Raw genomic sequence first — 14,480 nt, 5'->3', positions numbered from 1 at the left:
CAGCACCCCACGAGCCCGCACCCGCACCAGCCACTTCGCGCGACTTCGCCCCGCCGACCAAACGATCGACGGGGCGAAGAACGCGTAAGGCCCCGGATTAACCAACAGCGTCCGGTGCCGCCCGGGGCCCTCATGCGCAGTCGGCGGTCAGAGCGCTCAGATCGTCGCGGTGTCGATCACGAACCGGTACCGCACATCGCTGTCGAGCACCCGCTCGTACGCCTCGTTGATCTGGTCGGCTCGGATCAGCTCGATCTCGGCGCCGAAGCCGTGCTCGGCACAGAAGTCCAGCATTTCCTGGGTCTCGGCGATGCCGCCGATGCTGGAGCCGGCGAGCGTCTTGCGGCCGGCGATCACCGAGAAGAGGTTGAGGGAGATGGGCTCCTCGGGCGCGCCCACGTTGACCAGCGCACCGTCCGTCTTCAGCAGCGACAGGAAGGCGCCGAAGTCGAGCGGGGCCGAGACCGTCGAGAGGATCAGGTCGAAGGTGCCGGCCAGCTCCTCGAAGGTCTTCGGGTCGCTGGTGGCGTAGTAGTGGTCGGCGCCCAGCTTCAGGCCGTCGTCCTTCTTGCGCAGGGACTGGGACAGGACGGTCACCTCGGCACCGAGCGCGTGCGCGATCTTCACGCCCATGTGGCCGAGGCCGCCCATGCCGAGGACGGCGACGTTCTTGCCGGGGCCGGCGTTCCAGTGCTTCAGCGGGGAGTAGGTGGTGATGCCGGCGCACAGCAGCGGGGCGGCGACGTCGAGGGACAGGCCGTCGGGTATGCGCACGACGTAGTTCTCGTCGACGACGATCTTCTCCGAGTAGCCGCCGTAGGTCGGTTTCCCGTCCCTGCCGATGCCGTTGTACGTCATCGTCGCGCCGTTGGTGCAGTACTGCTCCAGACCGGCCTTGCAGTTGTTGCACTCGCGGCAGGAGTCGACCATGCAGCCGACGCCCACACGGTCGCCGACGGCGAACCTGGTGACGCCGGTGCCGACCTCGGAGACGATGCCGGCGATCTCGTGGCCCGGGACCATCGGGAAGATCGCCTCGCCCCAGCCCTCCCGGGCCTGGTGGATGTCGGAGTGGCAGATACCGGCGAACTTGATGTCGATCAGCACATCGAACTCGCCGACCGGACGGCGCTCGATGGTGGTGCGCTCCAGCGGAGCCTTGGCGGCGGGTGCGGCGTACGCAGCAACAGTGGTCATGCCGAGGTTCTCCTAGCAGTTCGTCGCGCCCGGTTGCCTTCCGACCGGGCACGACGTCCAGCCTGCCCAAGAAATTGGCGTCCACCCAGGTCACGGCTCTGCCTACGTTCACCGTTCCTACCACTGGCGGGGTCAGGTTGGTGTGCGTACGACCGTGAATACTGGACGTATGGACGAACAGCCCGACGCCGTACAGGGGGCCGCCGCGGACACCGGTGGGGACGCCGGTGCGGGACTGGACCGGCGTGCCGAGCTCGGCGAGTTCCTGCGCACCCGGCGCGCCCGGCTGAAGCCGGAGGACGTGGGCCTGCCGCACTACGGGCGGCAGCGCCGGGTGCCCGGACTGCGCCGGGAGGAACTGGCCCAGCTGGCCGGGGTGTCGGTGGCGTACTACACGCGCCTGGAGCAGGGCAACGGGCGGAACGTGTCGGCGGAGGTGCTCGACTCGATCGCCCGCGCGCTCAGGCTGACCGACGCCGAGCACGCGCACCTGACGCATCTGGCGAAGCCGAAGCACAAGAAGAAGCAGGTGGCGCGGACGCAGCAGGTGCGGGGCTCACTGCGGCAGCTGCTGGACACGATGGACGGGGTGCCGGCCTACGTCGTGGGGCGGCGCGCGGAGATCCTGGCGTGGAACCGGATGGCGGCGGCGGTCTTCGGTGACTGGTCGCAGCTGCCGGCGCAGGAGCGGAACTGGGCGCGGCTGGTCTTCCTCAACCCCGACTACCACGACCTCTACCTGGACTGGGAGCAGAAGGCGATCGACATCGTCTGCGCGCTGCGCATGGAAGCCGGCTGCTACCCGGACGACCCACGGCTGTCGGCGCTCGTGGGCGAGCTGTCGGTCAAGAGCGAGGACTTCCGTCGCCTGTGGGCGACGCACGACGTCAAGGAAAAGAGCCACGGCGTCAAACGCCTACGCCACCCCCTGGTCGGCGAACTGGCCCTCCAGTACGAGTCCTTCAAACTTGCCGACGACGCCGAGCAGTCCATGGTCGTCTATCACGCCGAGCCGTCCTCCCCCTCAGCGGAAGCGCTGCGCCTGCTGGCCAGCTGGGGAGCGGACGCGACACGAGCGGGGACCGGCAACTGACCGGCGCCTCGGTCGTCCACGCCCAGGTCCTCCCGCATCAGCCGCCGCATCGCCGACAACCGCGGCTCGGCCTCCTTCAGGTCGAGGAGGGCCTGGCGCGCGCTCTCGCCCTCCGGGGCCAGGCCCCGGTCGAGTCGCTTGGCCGGCGTCGATGCCCGCGAGGACCTGGTTCACGGCCCGTGAGGCGTCCAGGATCCGCTCGGGTACCACCATCTGCGCCTCGGCGTACCGGTCGCGGTAGTCGCGGCGCGCCTCCTCCAGTTGGCCGCGGTCCTGTTCCGTGTAGACGCCGTCGCGAATGCGGTGCAGGGCGTCCTTGAGGAGGGTGTGGAACTGGCGCGAGGCCCGGTTCATCGCCGTGTAGGCGGCCCGCCGCTCCTCGAACCGGCGCCTCTCCTCGGCGGCCCGCGCCTCCTCGGCCCGCTGCCGTGCGGTGAGCCGCTGGCTGAGCACGGGCGCGAAGAGCGTGCCGAGGACGCCGACGACGGCGGTGATCATGGCGGTCACTGCAGCGGTCACGGCGTGGACCCTAGGTCACCCCTGGTACGGCGGCGCGGCTCGGTGATGGTGCGGCCGACGTGTTTGGCGACCATGTGGGGCAAGCACCAACGGCCCACCGGAAGCTGCACTTCCGGCGGGCCGTTCGCTGTCGGCTCACTCGCCGTCGTACGCGCCTCGGCTCACTCGCCGTCGTACGCGCCTCGGCTCACTCGCCGTCGTACGCGCCTCGGCTCACTTGCCGTAGTACGCGTTGTAGATCGAGATCGTCGACTTGTTGCCCTTCTTGTCGGCGATCTTGGCGTGGAAGGAGATGGCCTGCCCCTTCGCCGGGTTCTTCACGGTGATCCTGCCGTTCTTGATGTCGACCTTGGTCCACGTCCGGCCGTAGTCGTAGGAGACCCAGATGCCCAGCGACTTGAGGTTGCTGCCCTTGGCCGCGCCCTCGACGGTGACCGGGAAGGTGGCCTTCCGGCCCGCCTCGACGCGGCTGTCCAGGCCGGTGGTCGCGTTGAAGCGGACCGTGGAGGCCGGCAGCTGGACCAGGCCGGAGCCCGACGGCTTCTTCGAGTGGAACGTCCAGCTCGCGTCGATCCGCGTGGAGGCGGCCGCGACCTTGACGCTGCGGATCACCGAGGTGGTCAACTTGTACTCGGCGTCACCGGCCGGAACACTGAACGCCTTCTCGCCGAAGAGCGGGTCGTCGTTCGAGCCGGCCTTGGCGCCGTTGCGGTACAGCGTCGTGGTCACCGAGCGGAACGTCGACGACCCGGCGTGCTTGTTGGCGTCGGCGAACAGCGGCAGGATCCCGTAGATGTTGTTGCCGTCGCGGAACAGGCCGTAGTCCGCGTTCAGGTGCGGGCCGAACACGGCCGTGTTGAACGTCTTCCCGTAGCTCTTGCCGGCCGCGAAGGCCTGCGGCTCGCCGAGCGTGTAGTACGCCTCGGAGATCGGGAAGCCGTCCTGGTCGACCCCGCCGTACTGGTCGAAGTCGATCTCCCACTTCACCCCGCCCTGCGCGGACAGATGCAGCGTGCGGGTGCCGGGCAGCGACTGCGGGAAGGACACGCTGGTGCCGCCGAAGCTGCCGGGCAGGAAGCCGACGGCGTCGATCGCGCCCTTCTTGCCGCTCGCCGCGGCGCCCATGCGGGTCTTCACCGTGGCCAGGTCGCCGGCCTTGTAGTGCCTGGTGTAGCCGGTGGCGAGTTGCTTGACCTTGGCGGCGACGGTCGTGTCGTACTGCTCGTCGTCGCCCTTGCTCCAGTGCCCGTCCCACTGCTGGGAGAGCGAACCGTCGGTGATCCGGGGGCCGACGTGGGCGGTGCGGAAGTTGTCGTAGGTGCTGAGGAACCAGCCGAACGAGTACGCGGAGTCGCCGGTCCCCACCGTGTAGGACGGCGAGGCGAACTCCGACTTGGCGGCCCTGTCCGGCACGGTGATGTCCACCGGCTTGGCCTTGCGCGCGTCCAGCGTGACCGCGGTGTTCCTGGTGACGCTCAGCTTCGGCTGCGCGAGCCAGTCGACGCCCTTGGTGGCGTCCTCGGGGTCCACGAAGAGGGCGGAGTCGAGGACGTAGGTGCCCTTCGGGACCCGCACCTTGACGGTGCCGGAGGCGTCGTAGGGCGCGAATCCCTTGTCCTGGCCGAGGCCGGTGATCCCCGCCAGGGAGGCGCTGTAGTTCTTCGTCGGCTTGCCGTCGCGGCCGACGAACTTGAGCGTGACGTCGTACGACTCCACCTCGCGCACCACCGCGGCGGCCGTACGGACGCTCTGCCCGCCGCCGGTCGCCGTCACGTACGCCGAGTACGCCCCGTCCAGCGTGCCGCCGAGCTTGGTGTTGGCGGTCAGGTTCACGGAGGCCTTGCCGCCGGCCGGGACCGTCACCTTCGTCGCGCCGAGCGCGAAGAAGCCCGACGGAGCCGCCTGGCCCTTGGGGTTGGTGGCCGTCGCGGAGAGAGTGAGCGTGACGTCCTTCGTGCCGAGGTTGCGGTACGTCAGCTGCTTGGTGACCGGCTTGTCGTCGCTGTGCGGCCACACCTGCGTGCCGAAGCTCACCGACACCGGGTCGGCGATCACGGACTGCTTGATGGCCTTGTCGACGGCGATGCGGCCCGCGCCCTGCTGGAACGGGGTGTAGTTGCCCCCCGTGGCGGAGCCGGTCAGCGCGCCCTTCAGCTCGGCGTAACCCCAGTTCGGGTGCTCCTGCTTGAGGATCGCCGCGGCACCGGCGACGTGCGGGGTCGCCATCGACGTACCCGAGATGGTCAGGTAGCCGGGCGGTTTCTCGCCGACCTCCTGGTCGATGACGCTGCCCTTGGCCGCGGCGGCGGTGATGTCCACGCCGGGCGCGGTGACGTCCGGCTTGATGGCGCCGTCGCCGACGCGCGGGCCGGTCGAGGAGAAGTCGGCCAGCTTGTCCTTCTTGTCGACGGCGCCGACGGTGATCGCGGCGTCGGCGCTGCCGGGCGAACCGATCGACTCGGGGCCCTCGTTGCCCGCGGCGATCGCGAAGAGGATGCCCTTCTCGGCGGAGAGCTTGTCGACCTCCGCCTCCAGCGGGTCGGTCCCCGGCGCGTCCACGCCGCCCAGGCTGAGGTTGACGACGTCGGCGCCCTGCTGGGCCGCCCACTCCATGCCGGCGAGGATGCCGGAGTCGTCGCCGGAGCCGGTGTCGTCGAGGACCTTGCCGTTGAGGATCTTCGCGCCGGGCGCCACGCCGTTGTACGTGCCGTTCGACTTCGCGCCGGTGCCCGCCGCGATGGACGCGACGTGCGTGCCGTGGCCGTAGTGGTCGGTGGCGTCGGCGGCCGTGGAGAAGTTCTTGGCGGCGATCACCTGGTCCTTGAGGTCCGGGTGGGTCGCGTCCACGCCCGTGTCCAGGACGGCGATCTTCACGCCCTTGCCGGTGTAGCCGGCGTTCCACGCCGCCGGGGCACCGATCTGGGGCACGGACTTGTCGAGGCTGGCCTTGCGGACGCCGTCGAGCCAGACGTGGGCGATACCGGAGGCGCTCTTCTCCCCGTGGGTGACCGCGTCCCACAGCTCGGGTGTGTCCTTGACCGGGGTCTGCACCGCGTCCGCGTTCAGGGCCTTGAGGGTCCGGCGCAGCGTGCCCGCATCGCGGACGTCGGCCTTGGCGGTGGTGGCGGCGCCCTGGTAGCCGACGATGACCTTCAGGCCGTTCCTGAGGGACGTGCGGGTGGCGGACCTGTTGAGCCCTGTGATGTCGAACAGCCGCTGGTCCAGCTTGCCGGTGGCGACCAGACGGGCCGCGTCGGCCGGAATGACGAGCGTGTGCCCGCCCACTTTGCGGACCTGGACGGGTATGTGCTCGCGCCCCTTGGCCCGCTCCAGGCCGACCACGCGCCCCTTGCCGTCGACGGCGACCCGGTCACCGGTGATGAGGGTGATGCGGTGGTGGGACGTGAGCTGAGCAGCATGGGTCGAGCGCTGCTCGGGCCTCGCCGACGCCGGGCTGGTCATTCCCGCGGCGAGGGCTACGGCGGCCGCTGTGGCGACCGTGGCCGCGCACGCTCTTTTCACTTGTCTGCGCAAAACTCCCCCTGGGGATGGAGTACCGGGCGAATTCCCCGTTCACCCGGCCGGGGGCAGTGTCGTACGGATGCACGTACGCCCCCCCGGAACACGCAGTATGCCGGGGGGTGATCAGCCGCTCAATAGAGGAAAGGAAGGTGAGAAGGCCGCCTGCCAACTGTTACGTGTCCGCGCGAACTCCGTTACGTTTCGGCACGCTTGGGCGCCGGCGCCCCGCGCGCTCAGGCCCCCGCGTTCTCCTTGACGGTGATGTGTCCCTTGCGGATGGTCGCCAGGCGCGGCGCCTTCCTCGCGATGGTCGAGTCATGGGTGACCATGACGAACGTCAACCCGTGCTCCTTCCACATGCGTTCGAGCACGTCCATGATCTCGTCGCGCATCGACTCGTCGAGATTGCCGGTGGGTTCGTCGGCGAGCAGCACCTTCGGCTGCTTCACCAGTGCGCGGGCGATGGCGACACGCTGCTGCTGGCCGCCGGACATCTCGCCCGGCAGGTGCCCGAGCCGCTCGCCGAGCCCGACCGACTTCAGCGCCTCGGCGGCCCGCTCGCGCCGCTCGGCGGGCTTCACCCCGAGGGGGACGAGAGCGGTCTCGACGTTCTCCTGCGCGGTGAGCGTCGGGATCAGGTTGAAGGACTGGAAGACGAAGCCGATGTTCTCGCTGCGCACCCGGGTGAGCCTGGCCTCGGACAGCTTGGCCAGATCGGTGCCGTCGAGGACGACCTCGCCGGAGGTGGGCCGGTCCAGCCCGCCGAGCATCTGCAGCAGCGTCGACTTGCCGCCGCCGGTGGGGCCCTGGATGACCAGCCGGTCGCCGTCGCCGATGGTCAGGTCGATGCCGTCGAGCGCGTGGACGACTTCCTTGCCCCGCGTGTAGCGCTTGGTGACGCCTCTGAGTTCGTACAGGTGGGTGCAACTCCTGGAGTGCGTAAGGGGAGTGGGGCCCGCCTGACGGCCGGGCCCCGTGCCGCGTGAACCGTGTCGTGCCGGGCGTGCGCTACTCCACGCGGCGCAGGGCGTCCGCCGGGCGCAGGCGGGAGGCGCGCCAGCCGCCGAAGGCGCCGGCGATCAGGCCGCCGGCCACCGCGAGGCCGACCGCGAGGGCGATGGTGGTGAGGCTGACCGGCGCGGTGAGAGCGACCTCGAGGGACTTCGCGGCCTGCCGGCCGGGGCCGCCGAAGCCACCGCCGCAGGACCGCCGCCGGGACCGCCGCCGAAGCCGCCGCCTCCGCCGGAGGTGCCGAGCTGCGCCTGCAGCGTCGGGCTGATCGCGGTCACCGCGTACGCGCCCGCCAGGCCGAGCGCGATGCCGAGCGCGCCGCCGACCAGATCGTTGACGACGGCCTCGCCGACCACCTGCCGGGTCACCCGGCCCGACTTCCAGCCCAGCGCCTTGAGCGTGCCGAACTCGCGCACCCGCCGGGAGACGGCCGAGGAGGTCAGCAGCCCGGCGACGAGGAAGGCGGCCACCAGTACCGCGATCGACAGCCACTTGCCGACGTTGGTGGCCAGGCTGGAGGCGGTGGACAGGGAGCCGGAGACGGTGGACGCCAGGTCGGAGGAGGTGGTGACCGTCGTACCCGAGACGTTCTTCTGGATCGTCTTCTTCACGGAGTCGATCTGCTGCGAGTCGGTCGCCTTGACGTAGATCGTGGTGACCTTGTTCTTGTTGCCGCTGAGCGTCTGCGCCTGCTCGAGCGGGACGTAGAGGTTGGCCGCCGCGTCACCGCTGTCGGCCGTCGCGATGCCGATGACCTTGAACTTGACGCCCTTGATGGTGACGGTGCTGCCGACCTTGAGCTTCTTCTCCTTGGCGTACGCCGAGTCGGCGACGGCGACCTCGGCGTTCGTCTCGGTCGTCTTGAAGGTACGGCCACTGGTGATCTTTGAGGAGGTCAGCGGGCCGAGGGCCGGCTTGGTGACGTCGGTGCCGTAGACCGTGTACTGGTTGACGTCGAAGTTGGCGTTGAAGTTGGCGCCGCCGCCCTCGACGCGGCCCTGCGGGGACGGCTGGGCGCCCGGACGGCCGCCCTGCTGGCCGGCTTCGCCGTTCTGCTGCTGGAACTGACCGCGCGTGAACTGGCCGCTGACTTTCACGACGTTGAGGCTCAGCCCGCCGACGGCGGAGGAGACGCCCTTCTGGCCGGCGACCTTGGTGACCGTCGAGGAGGTCAGGGTGGTGAAGCCCTGCACCATGACCCGGTCGCTGCTCTGTGTGTCCTTGGAGTCGTCGTCCCGCGCGTCGAACTGGAAGCGCGGACGCGGCGAGCTGCCGGCGTTCGGCGTCGCCGCCTTGGTGACCGTCATGTCCGTGCCCAGTCCGTACAACGACTGGAGGACCTTGTCCTGCGCCTTGCCCATGCCGTTGGACACGGAGTTGACCACGATGACCAGTGCGATGCCCAGCGCGAGGCCGGAGGCGACGACGAGGGCCGCCTTTCTGCGGCGGCGCAGTTCGCGCCTCAGGTAGGTGAAGAACATGGGCCGCAAGCTAGGGACGGACCGTGATAAAGGCATAAGGCCGACATAAAAGATCCATGAGAAGGTTCTCCCCCAGCCCGAAAACCCTGTGAAAACACGGATGCCGCCCGAAGGGGCGGCATCAGCGTGCTGCTTGAGGAGACGTCAGAGGGCCGAGCCGGCCTTCCACTGCGCCCAGCTCATGTTCCAGCCGTTGAGGCCGTTGTCGGGGGAGACGGTCTTGTCGCCGGTGTTGGAGACGACCACGACGTCACCGACGATCGAGTGGTTGTAGAACCACGCGGCCGGGGTGCTCGGGTCGTTCGCGCCCTTCTTGTCCTGCAGGCCGACACAGCCGTGGCTGGTGTTGACGTTGCCGAAGACGGACGGGGCGCCCCAGTAGTTGCCGTGGATGAAGGTGCCGGACGTGGTCAGGCGCATGGCGTGCGGCACGTCCTTGATGTCGTACTCGCCCTTGCCGTCGTCGTCGGTGAAGCCGACCGTCGCGCCGTTCATCCGGGTCTGCTTGAACTTCTCGGAGATCACCATCTGGCCCTCGTACGTGGTGTGCTCGGGCGCGCCCGCGGAGATCGGGATGGTCTTGACGACCTTGCCGTCCTGCGTGACCTTCATCTGCTTGGTCTTCGCGTCGACGTAGGAGACCTGGTTGCGGCCGATGTGGAAGGTGACCGTCTTCTGCTGGACGCCGTAGACGCCCTGGGCGCCCTCGACGCCGTCGAGGGCGAGCTTCAGCGTGACGGTGGAGCCCGCCTTCCAGTACTGCTCCGGGCGGCAGTCCATGCGGTTGGCGTTGAACCAGTGGCAGACGACCTCCTGGCCGCTGCTGGAGGTGACGGTGACGCCCTTCTGGACGGCCGCCTTGTTGGTGATCGCCTTGTCGAAGTTGATCGACACGGGCATGCCGACGCCGACGGTGGCGCCGTTGTCCGGCGTGAAGCTGCCTATGAAGCTGTGGGCCGGGGCGACCGTGGTGAACGAGGCGTTCTCGTGAGCGGCGCGGCCCTTGGCGTCCGTGGCGGTCGCCGCCAGCTTGTAGGTGGTGGCGCGCTCCAGTTGGACGCTGGGCTTCCAGCTCTTCTTGTCGGCGGATATCTGGCCCGCGACGGCCTTGCCGTCCGCCGTGGTCATGGTGACGTTCGTCAGTGTGCCCTGGGTCACGGTGACGGTGGCGGAGTTGTTGATGGAGGCGTTGTTCGAGCCGTCCGCTGGTGTGATCTTGATCTGGGCGTCGGACGTCTCCTGGGCGGCCGCCTTGTCGGCCTTGGCCTGCGAGGTGTCGTCCGCGCCGGAGGCACTACTGCCGCCCGAACACGCCGAGAGCACCAGCACACTGCCGAGCAGTGCGGACGCGGCCATCAGGCCCTTGCGCCGCTTCCTGTCCGTCTTCACACGCTTCTCCATCGTTGCCGTATCCCCAAAACCCCTCGAGTCCCCCGTCGAGATTCATCAACGCTACGACCGTTTCGTCCCGTTCCCCATGCCGCGAAGGTGTGGGACACACCACGTCCGCCGAGGCGAGCGGAGCGGGTGTCGGTCGATGCGCCCCGTGAGACGACGAAACCCCGGACGGCGGTTGCCGCCCGGGGTCGCCTCTGACCCGGGCAACGTCAGCCGGGGTACGCGCGGTACCCCGTGCCGTCCTGTTCGTCTTCGTCGTCCCCGTCGACATCATCCTCGCCGAGGTCCCACTCCGGCGAGTCGGGGTCGTACTCGATCCGCTCGCATGACCAGGACGCCTGCTGCAACTCGACCCCCGGCACCCCGCTCACCAGTCCGAACGGATCGACGAGATACGCCAGGGCTTCCGCGGTGTCTTCCGTCACAGCACCTTCCGCGTGTGCCCGTTCCTCCGGCGGCATGGCCCCGTCCCCGGCTTCCTCGGCGATCCGGCGCCGAGCCGCCTCGGTCACGGCCCCCTCGTCGTCGATCTCAAGGACCAGCTCCACTCGAAGCCGCACAAAACGTGATGTCTCTGGAGTGCTCATGCCCGGAGCGTACGGCCCAAACTTCCCGTGACTTTCCCGTGACCCGCGACTTTCACTAACATCGCCCCACACGGCCAATTCGCCAGCGCCACAAGGGGATCGATATTCCGTGTCATCCGCTCGCCGTACGTTGCTGACCGCCACCGCCGCGGGCACCCTGCTGGGCGCCCTGTGGTTCGTCCCCTCCGCGCACGCGACGGTGGACGCACCGGCGAGAGCGGAGGCCTCGACGGCGCCGACCACGCGGGTCACCGAGCAGGCGAGGACCGCGTCCACGGCCACGGAGGCGTCCGGGTCCCAGACGCAGGACGGAACCGAACTCGCCGACACCGGAAGCGTCGACACCACTCCCTACGTCGTCGGCGGCACGCTTTTCCTCGCGGTCGGCGCCGGCTTCGTGGCGTATTCGGTGCGCCGGGAACACCTCGGTTTTTGAATTGCTTGACGTTTCCTTGACTTGAGCCTCATGGGCCGCCCGTGAAGAGATGACGGAGGGGGCATCGAGGACGCGGTCGGCGACGCGCTCGGCGTCGACCTGACCATGATCACGCCCGCCTCGTACGCTCACCCGACCCTCCGGGGCGCCCGGCTCACGTGACCCTCCGGGCGCCCTGCTCCGGCTCACCCGACCCTGCGGGGCCCTGTCGTCGGACAGGGCCCCGTCCGCCTCACTGCAGCGGACCGGTGACGGTCTCCGCCGCCGCGACGAGCCGCCCGTCGCGCACGAAGGCGTCAGCGGCCGCCAGGTCGGGCGCCAGGAACCGGTCGGGGCCGGGGCCCTGCACCCCCGCCTTCCGCGCGGCCTCGATGACCGCCTGGGACGCCGGGGCCGGGGTCAGGCCCTCACGCAGCTCGATGGCGCGCGTGGCGGCGTACAGCTCGATCGCGAGGACCCGGGTGAGGTTGTCGACTGCCGTGCGCAGCTTGCGCGCCGCCGACCAGCCCATGGAGACGTGGTCCTCCTGCATGGCGGAGGACGGAATCGAGTCGGCGGACGCCGGTACGGCGAGCCGCTTCAGCTCGCTCACCAGGGCGGCCTGCGTGTACTGGGCGATCATCAGCCCCGAGTCGACACCGGCGTCGTCCGCGAGGAACGGCGGCAGGCCGTGGCTGCGGTTCTTGTCGAGCAGCCGGTCGGTGCGGCGCTCGGCGATGGAGCCGAGGTCGGCGGCGGCGATGGCGAGGAAGTCGAGGACGTAGGCCACCGGGGCGCCGTGGAAGTTGCCGTTGGACTCGACGCGCCCGTCGGGCAGCACGACGGGATTGTCGACGGCGGAGGCGAGCTCCCGTTCCGCGACGAGCCGGGCGTGCGCGAGGGTGTCCCGTCCGGCACCGGCGACCTGCGGGGCGCAGCGCACGGAGTAGGCGTCCTGGACGCGGGGCGCGTCGTCCTGGTGGTGCCCGGTGAGTCCCGAACCCTTCAGCACGGCCAGCATGTTGGCGGCGCTGGCGCCCTGCCCCGGGTGCGGGCGGATGGCCTGCAGCTCGGGCGCGAGGACCTTGTCGGTCCCGAGGAGCGCCTCGAGGCTGAGGGCGGCAGTGACGTCGGCGGACTTGTAGAGGGTGTCCAGGTCGGCGAGGGCCATGATCAGCATGCCGAGCATGCCGTCGGTGCCGTTGAGGAGGGCGAGGCCCTCCTTCTCGCGCAGTTCGACGGGCTGGATGCCGTGTTCGGCCAGGAGTTCCGCGGCCGGGCGTACGACTCCGTCGGGCCCCTCGGCGTCCCCCTCCCCCATGAGCGTGAGGGCGCAGTGGGAGAGCGGGGCGAGGTCACCGGAGCAGCCGAGGGAGCCGTACTCGTGGACGACCGGGGTGATCTGGGCGTTGAGGACGTCGGCCATGGTCCGGGCGACCTCGGGGCGGACGCCGGTGTGCCCCGAGCAGACGGTCTTGAGCCGCAGGAACATGAGCGCGCGCACGACCTCGCGCTCGACCCGCGGTCCCATGCCGGCGGCGTGCGAGCGGACGATGTTGCGCTGCAGCTGGGCGCGCAGCTCCTGGCTGATGTGCCGGGTCGCGAGAGCGCCGAAGCCGGTGCTGACGCCGTAGACGGGGTCGGGCTTGGCCGCCAGTGCGTCCACGATCTCCCGGGCCGCCGCGAGGGCCGCCACCGCCTCCCCGGAGAGCTCGACCCGTGCGCCGCCGCGCGCCACGGCGAGAACGTCGGACGCGGTGACACCGGACGTCCCCACCACCACAGTGTGCATATCCATATTCAGGAGCGTACGCAGTGAATTCCTTGATGTCACTAACGGGGGCGGGGTTGCCCCTACTTGGGGGTAGGCCACAAGACGCAGGGGACGCAACCCCCGAGCGGGCCAGGACGGCAGATCGGCAGACCTGCGCCGGAAACACGGGGTACGTCAAGGTCGGCGCCCGCGGAAACGCCGCCGTTCCGCCGGGATCCGAGGGGACGGCTCGTCGGCGAGGCGGACCACCGGGTCGTCGGGACCCTCCCGCCCGGCAACAACCGGCTTGTCGGCGCGGAGCGCCTTCGCCCGGTACTGTGCGGCGTCGGCGAGCCGGAACAGCCGACGGGCCGACCGCACCGGCCCGATCGCGTCCCCGGTCGACGCGACCCCGCACGCGACCCCGTCCCCGAGCTCCAGTTCGGCCGCACGCCGGCACACTTCGTCGGCCGCCTTGACGACCTCGTCGCCGGACGACCCCACCGCGAGCAGACAGAACTCGTCCCCGCCGAGCCGCGCCGCGAGGGCACCGGGCACCATCGCCCCGCACAGCGACAGTACGGACCCGAACCGCTCGAGGAGCCGATCGCCGACGGCGTGCCCGAGGGTGTCGTTGACCCGCTTGAGCCCATTGACATCACAGACGACGAGACTGACGACGACCCCGTCCCTGCGATGCCGCTCGATCGCCTCGTCGAGCCGTACGTCGACGGCACGGCGGTTGGCGAGCCCGGTGAGCGCGTCCGTGAACGCCAGCCGACGGGCCTCCTCCAGCTGCTCGGTCTGCGCGATCCCGGCGGCGACGACGGCGGCCAGCACGGTGGCGAAGTCGGCGTCGGCCCGGTCGAAGACGGCTGCACCGGCCGAGCGGGCGACGTAGAGCTCGCCCCAGGCGCGCCCGTGCAGCACGATCGGTGCGACCACGCAGCAGCCGCGCCCGCGCCGGCGCAGCGCGGCGACCCGCTGGTGGCAGTACTCCGGGTGACCGGCGGCGGGCCCGTCGGCGGTCTCGACCCAGGCGTTCAGCTCGCCGCCCGAGGCCCACCGCTCGTGCAGGAACTCGGTGATCTCCGGGAACTGGTGCACGGGGTAGGCCTCGTCCTCCGGGAACTCCTCCTCTTCCGGCGCCCGGTCCCCCACGTTCACGAGGACACGCAGCCGGCTGCGCTCCCGCTCCCACACCGAGAGTGCGGCAAAGCCCCCGGCGAGCGCCCGGCATGCGCCGAGGGCCGCCGCCCGCCACGACTCACGCAGGGTGTGCGCCGCGGCCATGCCCTGCGCCAGCGCCACCACGGCCGCCAGCCGCCTGTTCTCGCCCATCACCCCAGGCTAGGGATGTTTGGGACGAATAGGGACATCAGCCTCCGGAGGTTCGGCCGTTCGTACAGTGCGGCCCGCTGCGCGGCGCGGGTCAGCTGTACGGTGCGGCCCGCTGTACAGCGCGGCCCGCTGCGCGGTGCGGGTCAGCTGTACGACGCGGCCC

10 protein-coding genes and 1 pseudogene are annotated in these 14,480 nt (G+C 70.2%); 2 read left to right on the top strand and 9 right to left on the bottom strand.

Going from position 1 to position 14,480, the window contains the following annotated elements:
• Window positions 1–156 precede the first annotated feature (156 nt).
• Window positions 157–1,197, bottom strand: a complete 1,041-nt coding sequence (locus ABZV31_RS11230; protein ID WP_355891177.1) for an NAD(P)-dependent alcohol dehydrogenase — start codon at window positions 1,195–1,197, stop codon at window positions 157–159.
• 169 nt (window positions 1,198–1,366) lie between these two features.
• Here ABZV31_RS11230 and ABZV31_RS11225 point away from each other — a divergent pair, with 169 nt between their 5' ends.
• Window positions 1,367–2,290, top strand: coding sequence for a helix-turn-helix transcriptional regulator (locus ABZV31_RS11225; protein WP_355891174.1), 924 nt, complete (start codon window positions 1,367–1,369; stop codon window positions 2,288–2,290).
• Here the strand turns inward: ABZV31_RS11225 and ABZV31_RS11220 are convergent.
• From ABZV31_RS11220 to ABZV31_RS11195, 6 genes and pseudogenes are all read right to left on the bottom strand, one after another.
• Entirely contained in the window at window positions 2,222–2,809 is a 588-nt protein-coding gene (locus ABZV31_RS11220) for a hypothetical protein (RefSeq protein WP_355891171.1), read from the bottom strand. The two genes, ABZV31_RS11225 and ABZV31_RS11220, sit on opposite strands and share 69 nt — an antisense overlap.
• Before the next feature lie 213 nt (window positions 2,810–3,022).
• Window positions 3,023–6,271: a S8 family peptidase gene (locus ABZV31_RS11215; RefSeq protein ID WP_355891169.1), complete on the bottom strand. Its 3,249-nt coding sequence runs from the start codon at window positions 6,269–6,271 to the stop codon at window positions 3,023–3,025.
• Between the two features lie 293 nt (window positions 6,272–6,564).
• Window positions 6,565–7,248, bottom strand: coding sequence for an ABC transporter ATP-binding protein (locus tag ABZV31_RS11210; RefSeq protein WP_355891246.1), 684 nt, complete (start codon window positions 7,246–7,248; stop codon window positions 6,565–6,567).
• Window positions 7,249–7,339: 91 nt separating this feature from the next.
• Window positions 7,340–8,823: pseudogene (locus ABZV31_RS11205) on the bottom strand (ABC transporter permease).
• A gap of 144 nt (window positions 8,824–8,967) precedes the next feature.
• Window positions 8,968–10,224 carry an Ig-like domain-containing protein gene (locus ABZV31_RS11200; RefSeq protein WP_355891166.1) on the bottom strand — a complete coding sequence of 419 codons (1,257 nt, stop codon included), beginning with the start codon at window positions 10,222–10,224 and terminating at the stop codon, window positions 8,968–8,970.
• Window positions 10,225–10,430: 206 nt separating this feature from the next.
• Complete coding sequence (locus ABZV31_RS11195) at window positions 10,431–10,808, bottom strand: hypothetical protein (protein ID WP_355891163.1); 378 nt, start codon at window positions 10,806–10,808, stop codon at window positions 10,431–10,433.
• A gap of 109 nt (window positions 10,809–10,917) precedes the next feature.
• Here ABZV31_RS11195 and ABZV31_RS11190 point away from each other — a divergent pair, with 109 nt between their 5' ends.
• A complete protein-coding gene (locus ABZV31_RS11190) occupies window positions 10,918–11,244 on the top strand; it encodes a hypothetical protein (protein WP_355891160.1) in 327 nt (108 codons plus the stop codon).
• 232 nt (window positions 11,245–11,476) lie between these two features.
• Here the strand turns inward: ABZV31_RS11190 and hutH are convergent, their stop codons facing one another.
• Window positions 11,477–13,015, bottom strand: a complete 1,539-nt coding sequence (gene hutH / locus ABZV31_RS11185; RefSeq protein ID WP_355891243.1) for a histidine ammonia-lyase — start codon at window positions 13,013–13,015, stop codon at window positions 11,477–11,479.
• Between the two features lie 156 nt (window positions 13,016–13,171).
• Window positions 13,172–14,317, bottom strand: coding sequence for a GGDEF domain-containing protein (locus ABZV31_RS11180; RefSeq protein WP_355891158.1), 1,146 nt, complete (start codon window positions 14,315–14,317; stop codon window positions 13,172–13,174).
• Window positions 14,318–14,480 lie beyond the last annotated feature (163 nt).

Source organism: Streptomyces sp. NPDC005202 (assembly GCF_040608235.1).
GTDB lineage: Bacteria > Actinomycetota > Actinomycetes > Streptomycetales > Streptomycetaceae > Streptomyces.
Note: the sequence above shows the minus strand (reverse complement) of the source record. Positions and strands in the feature narration are given on the sequence as shown.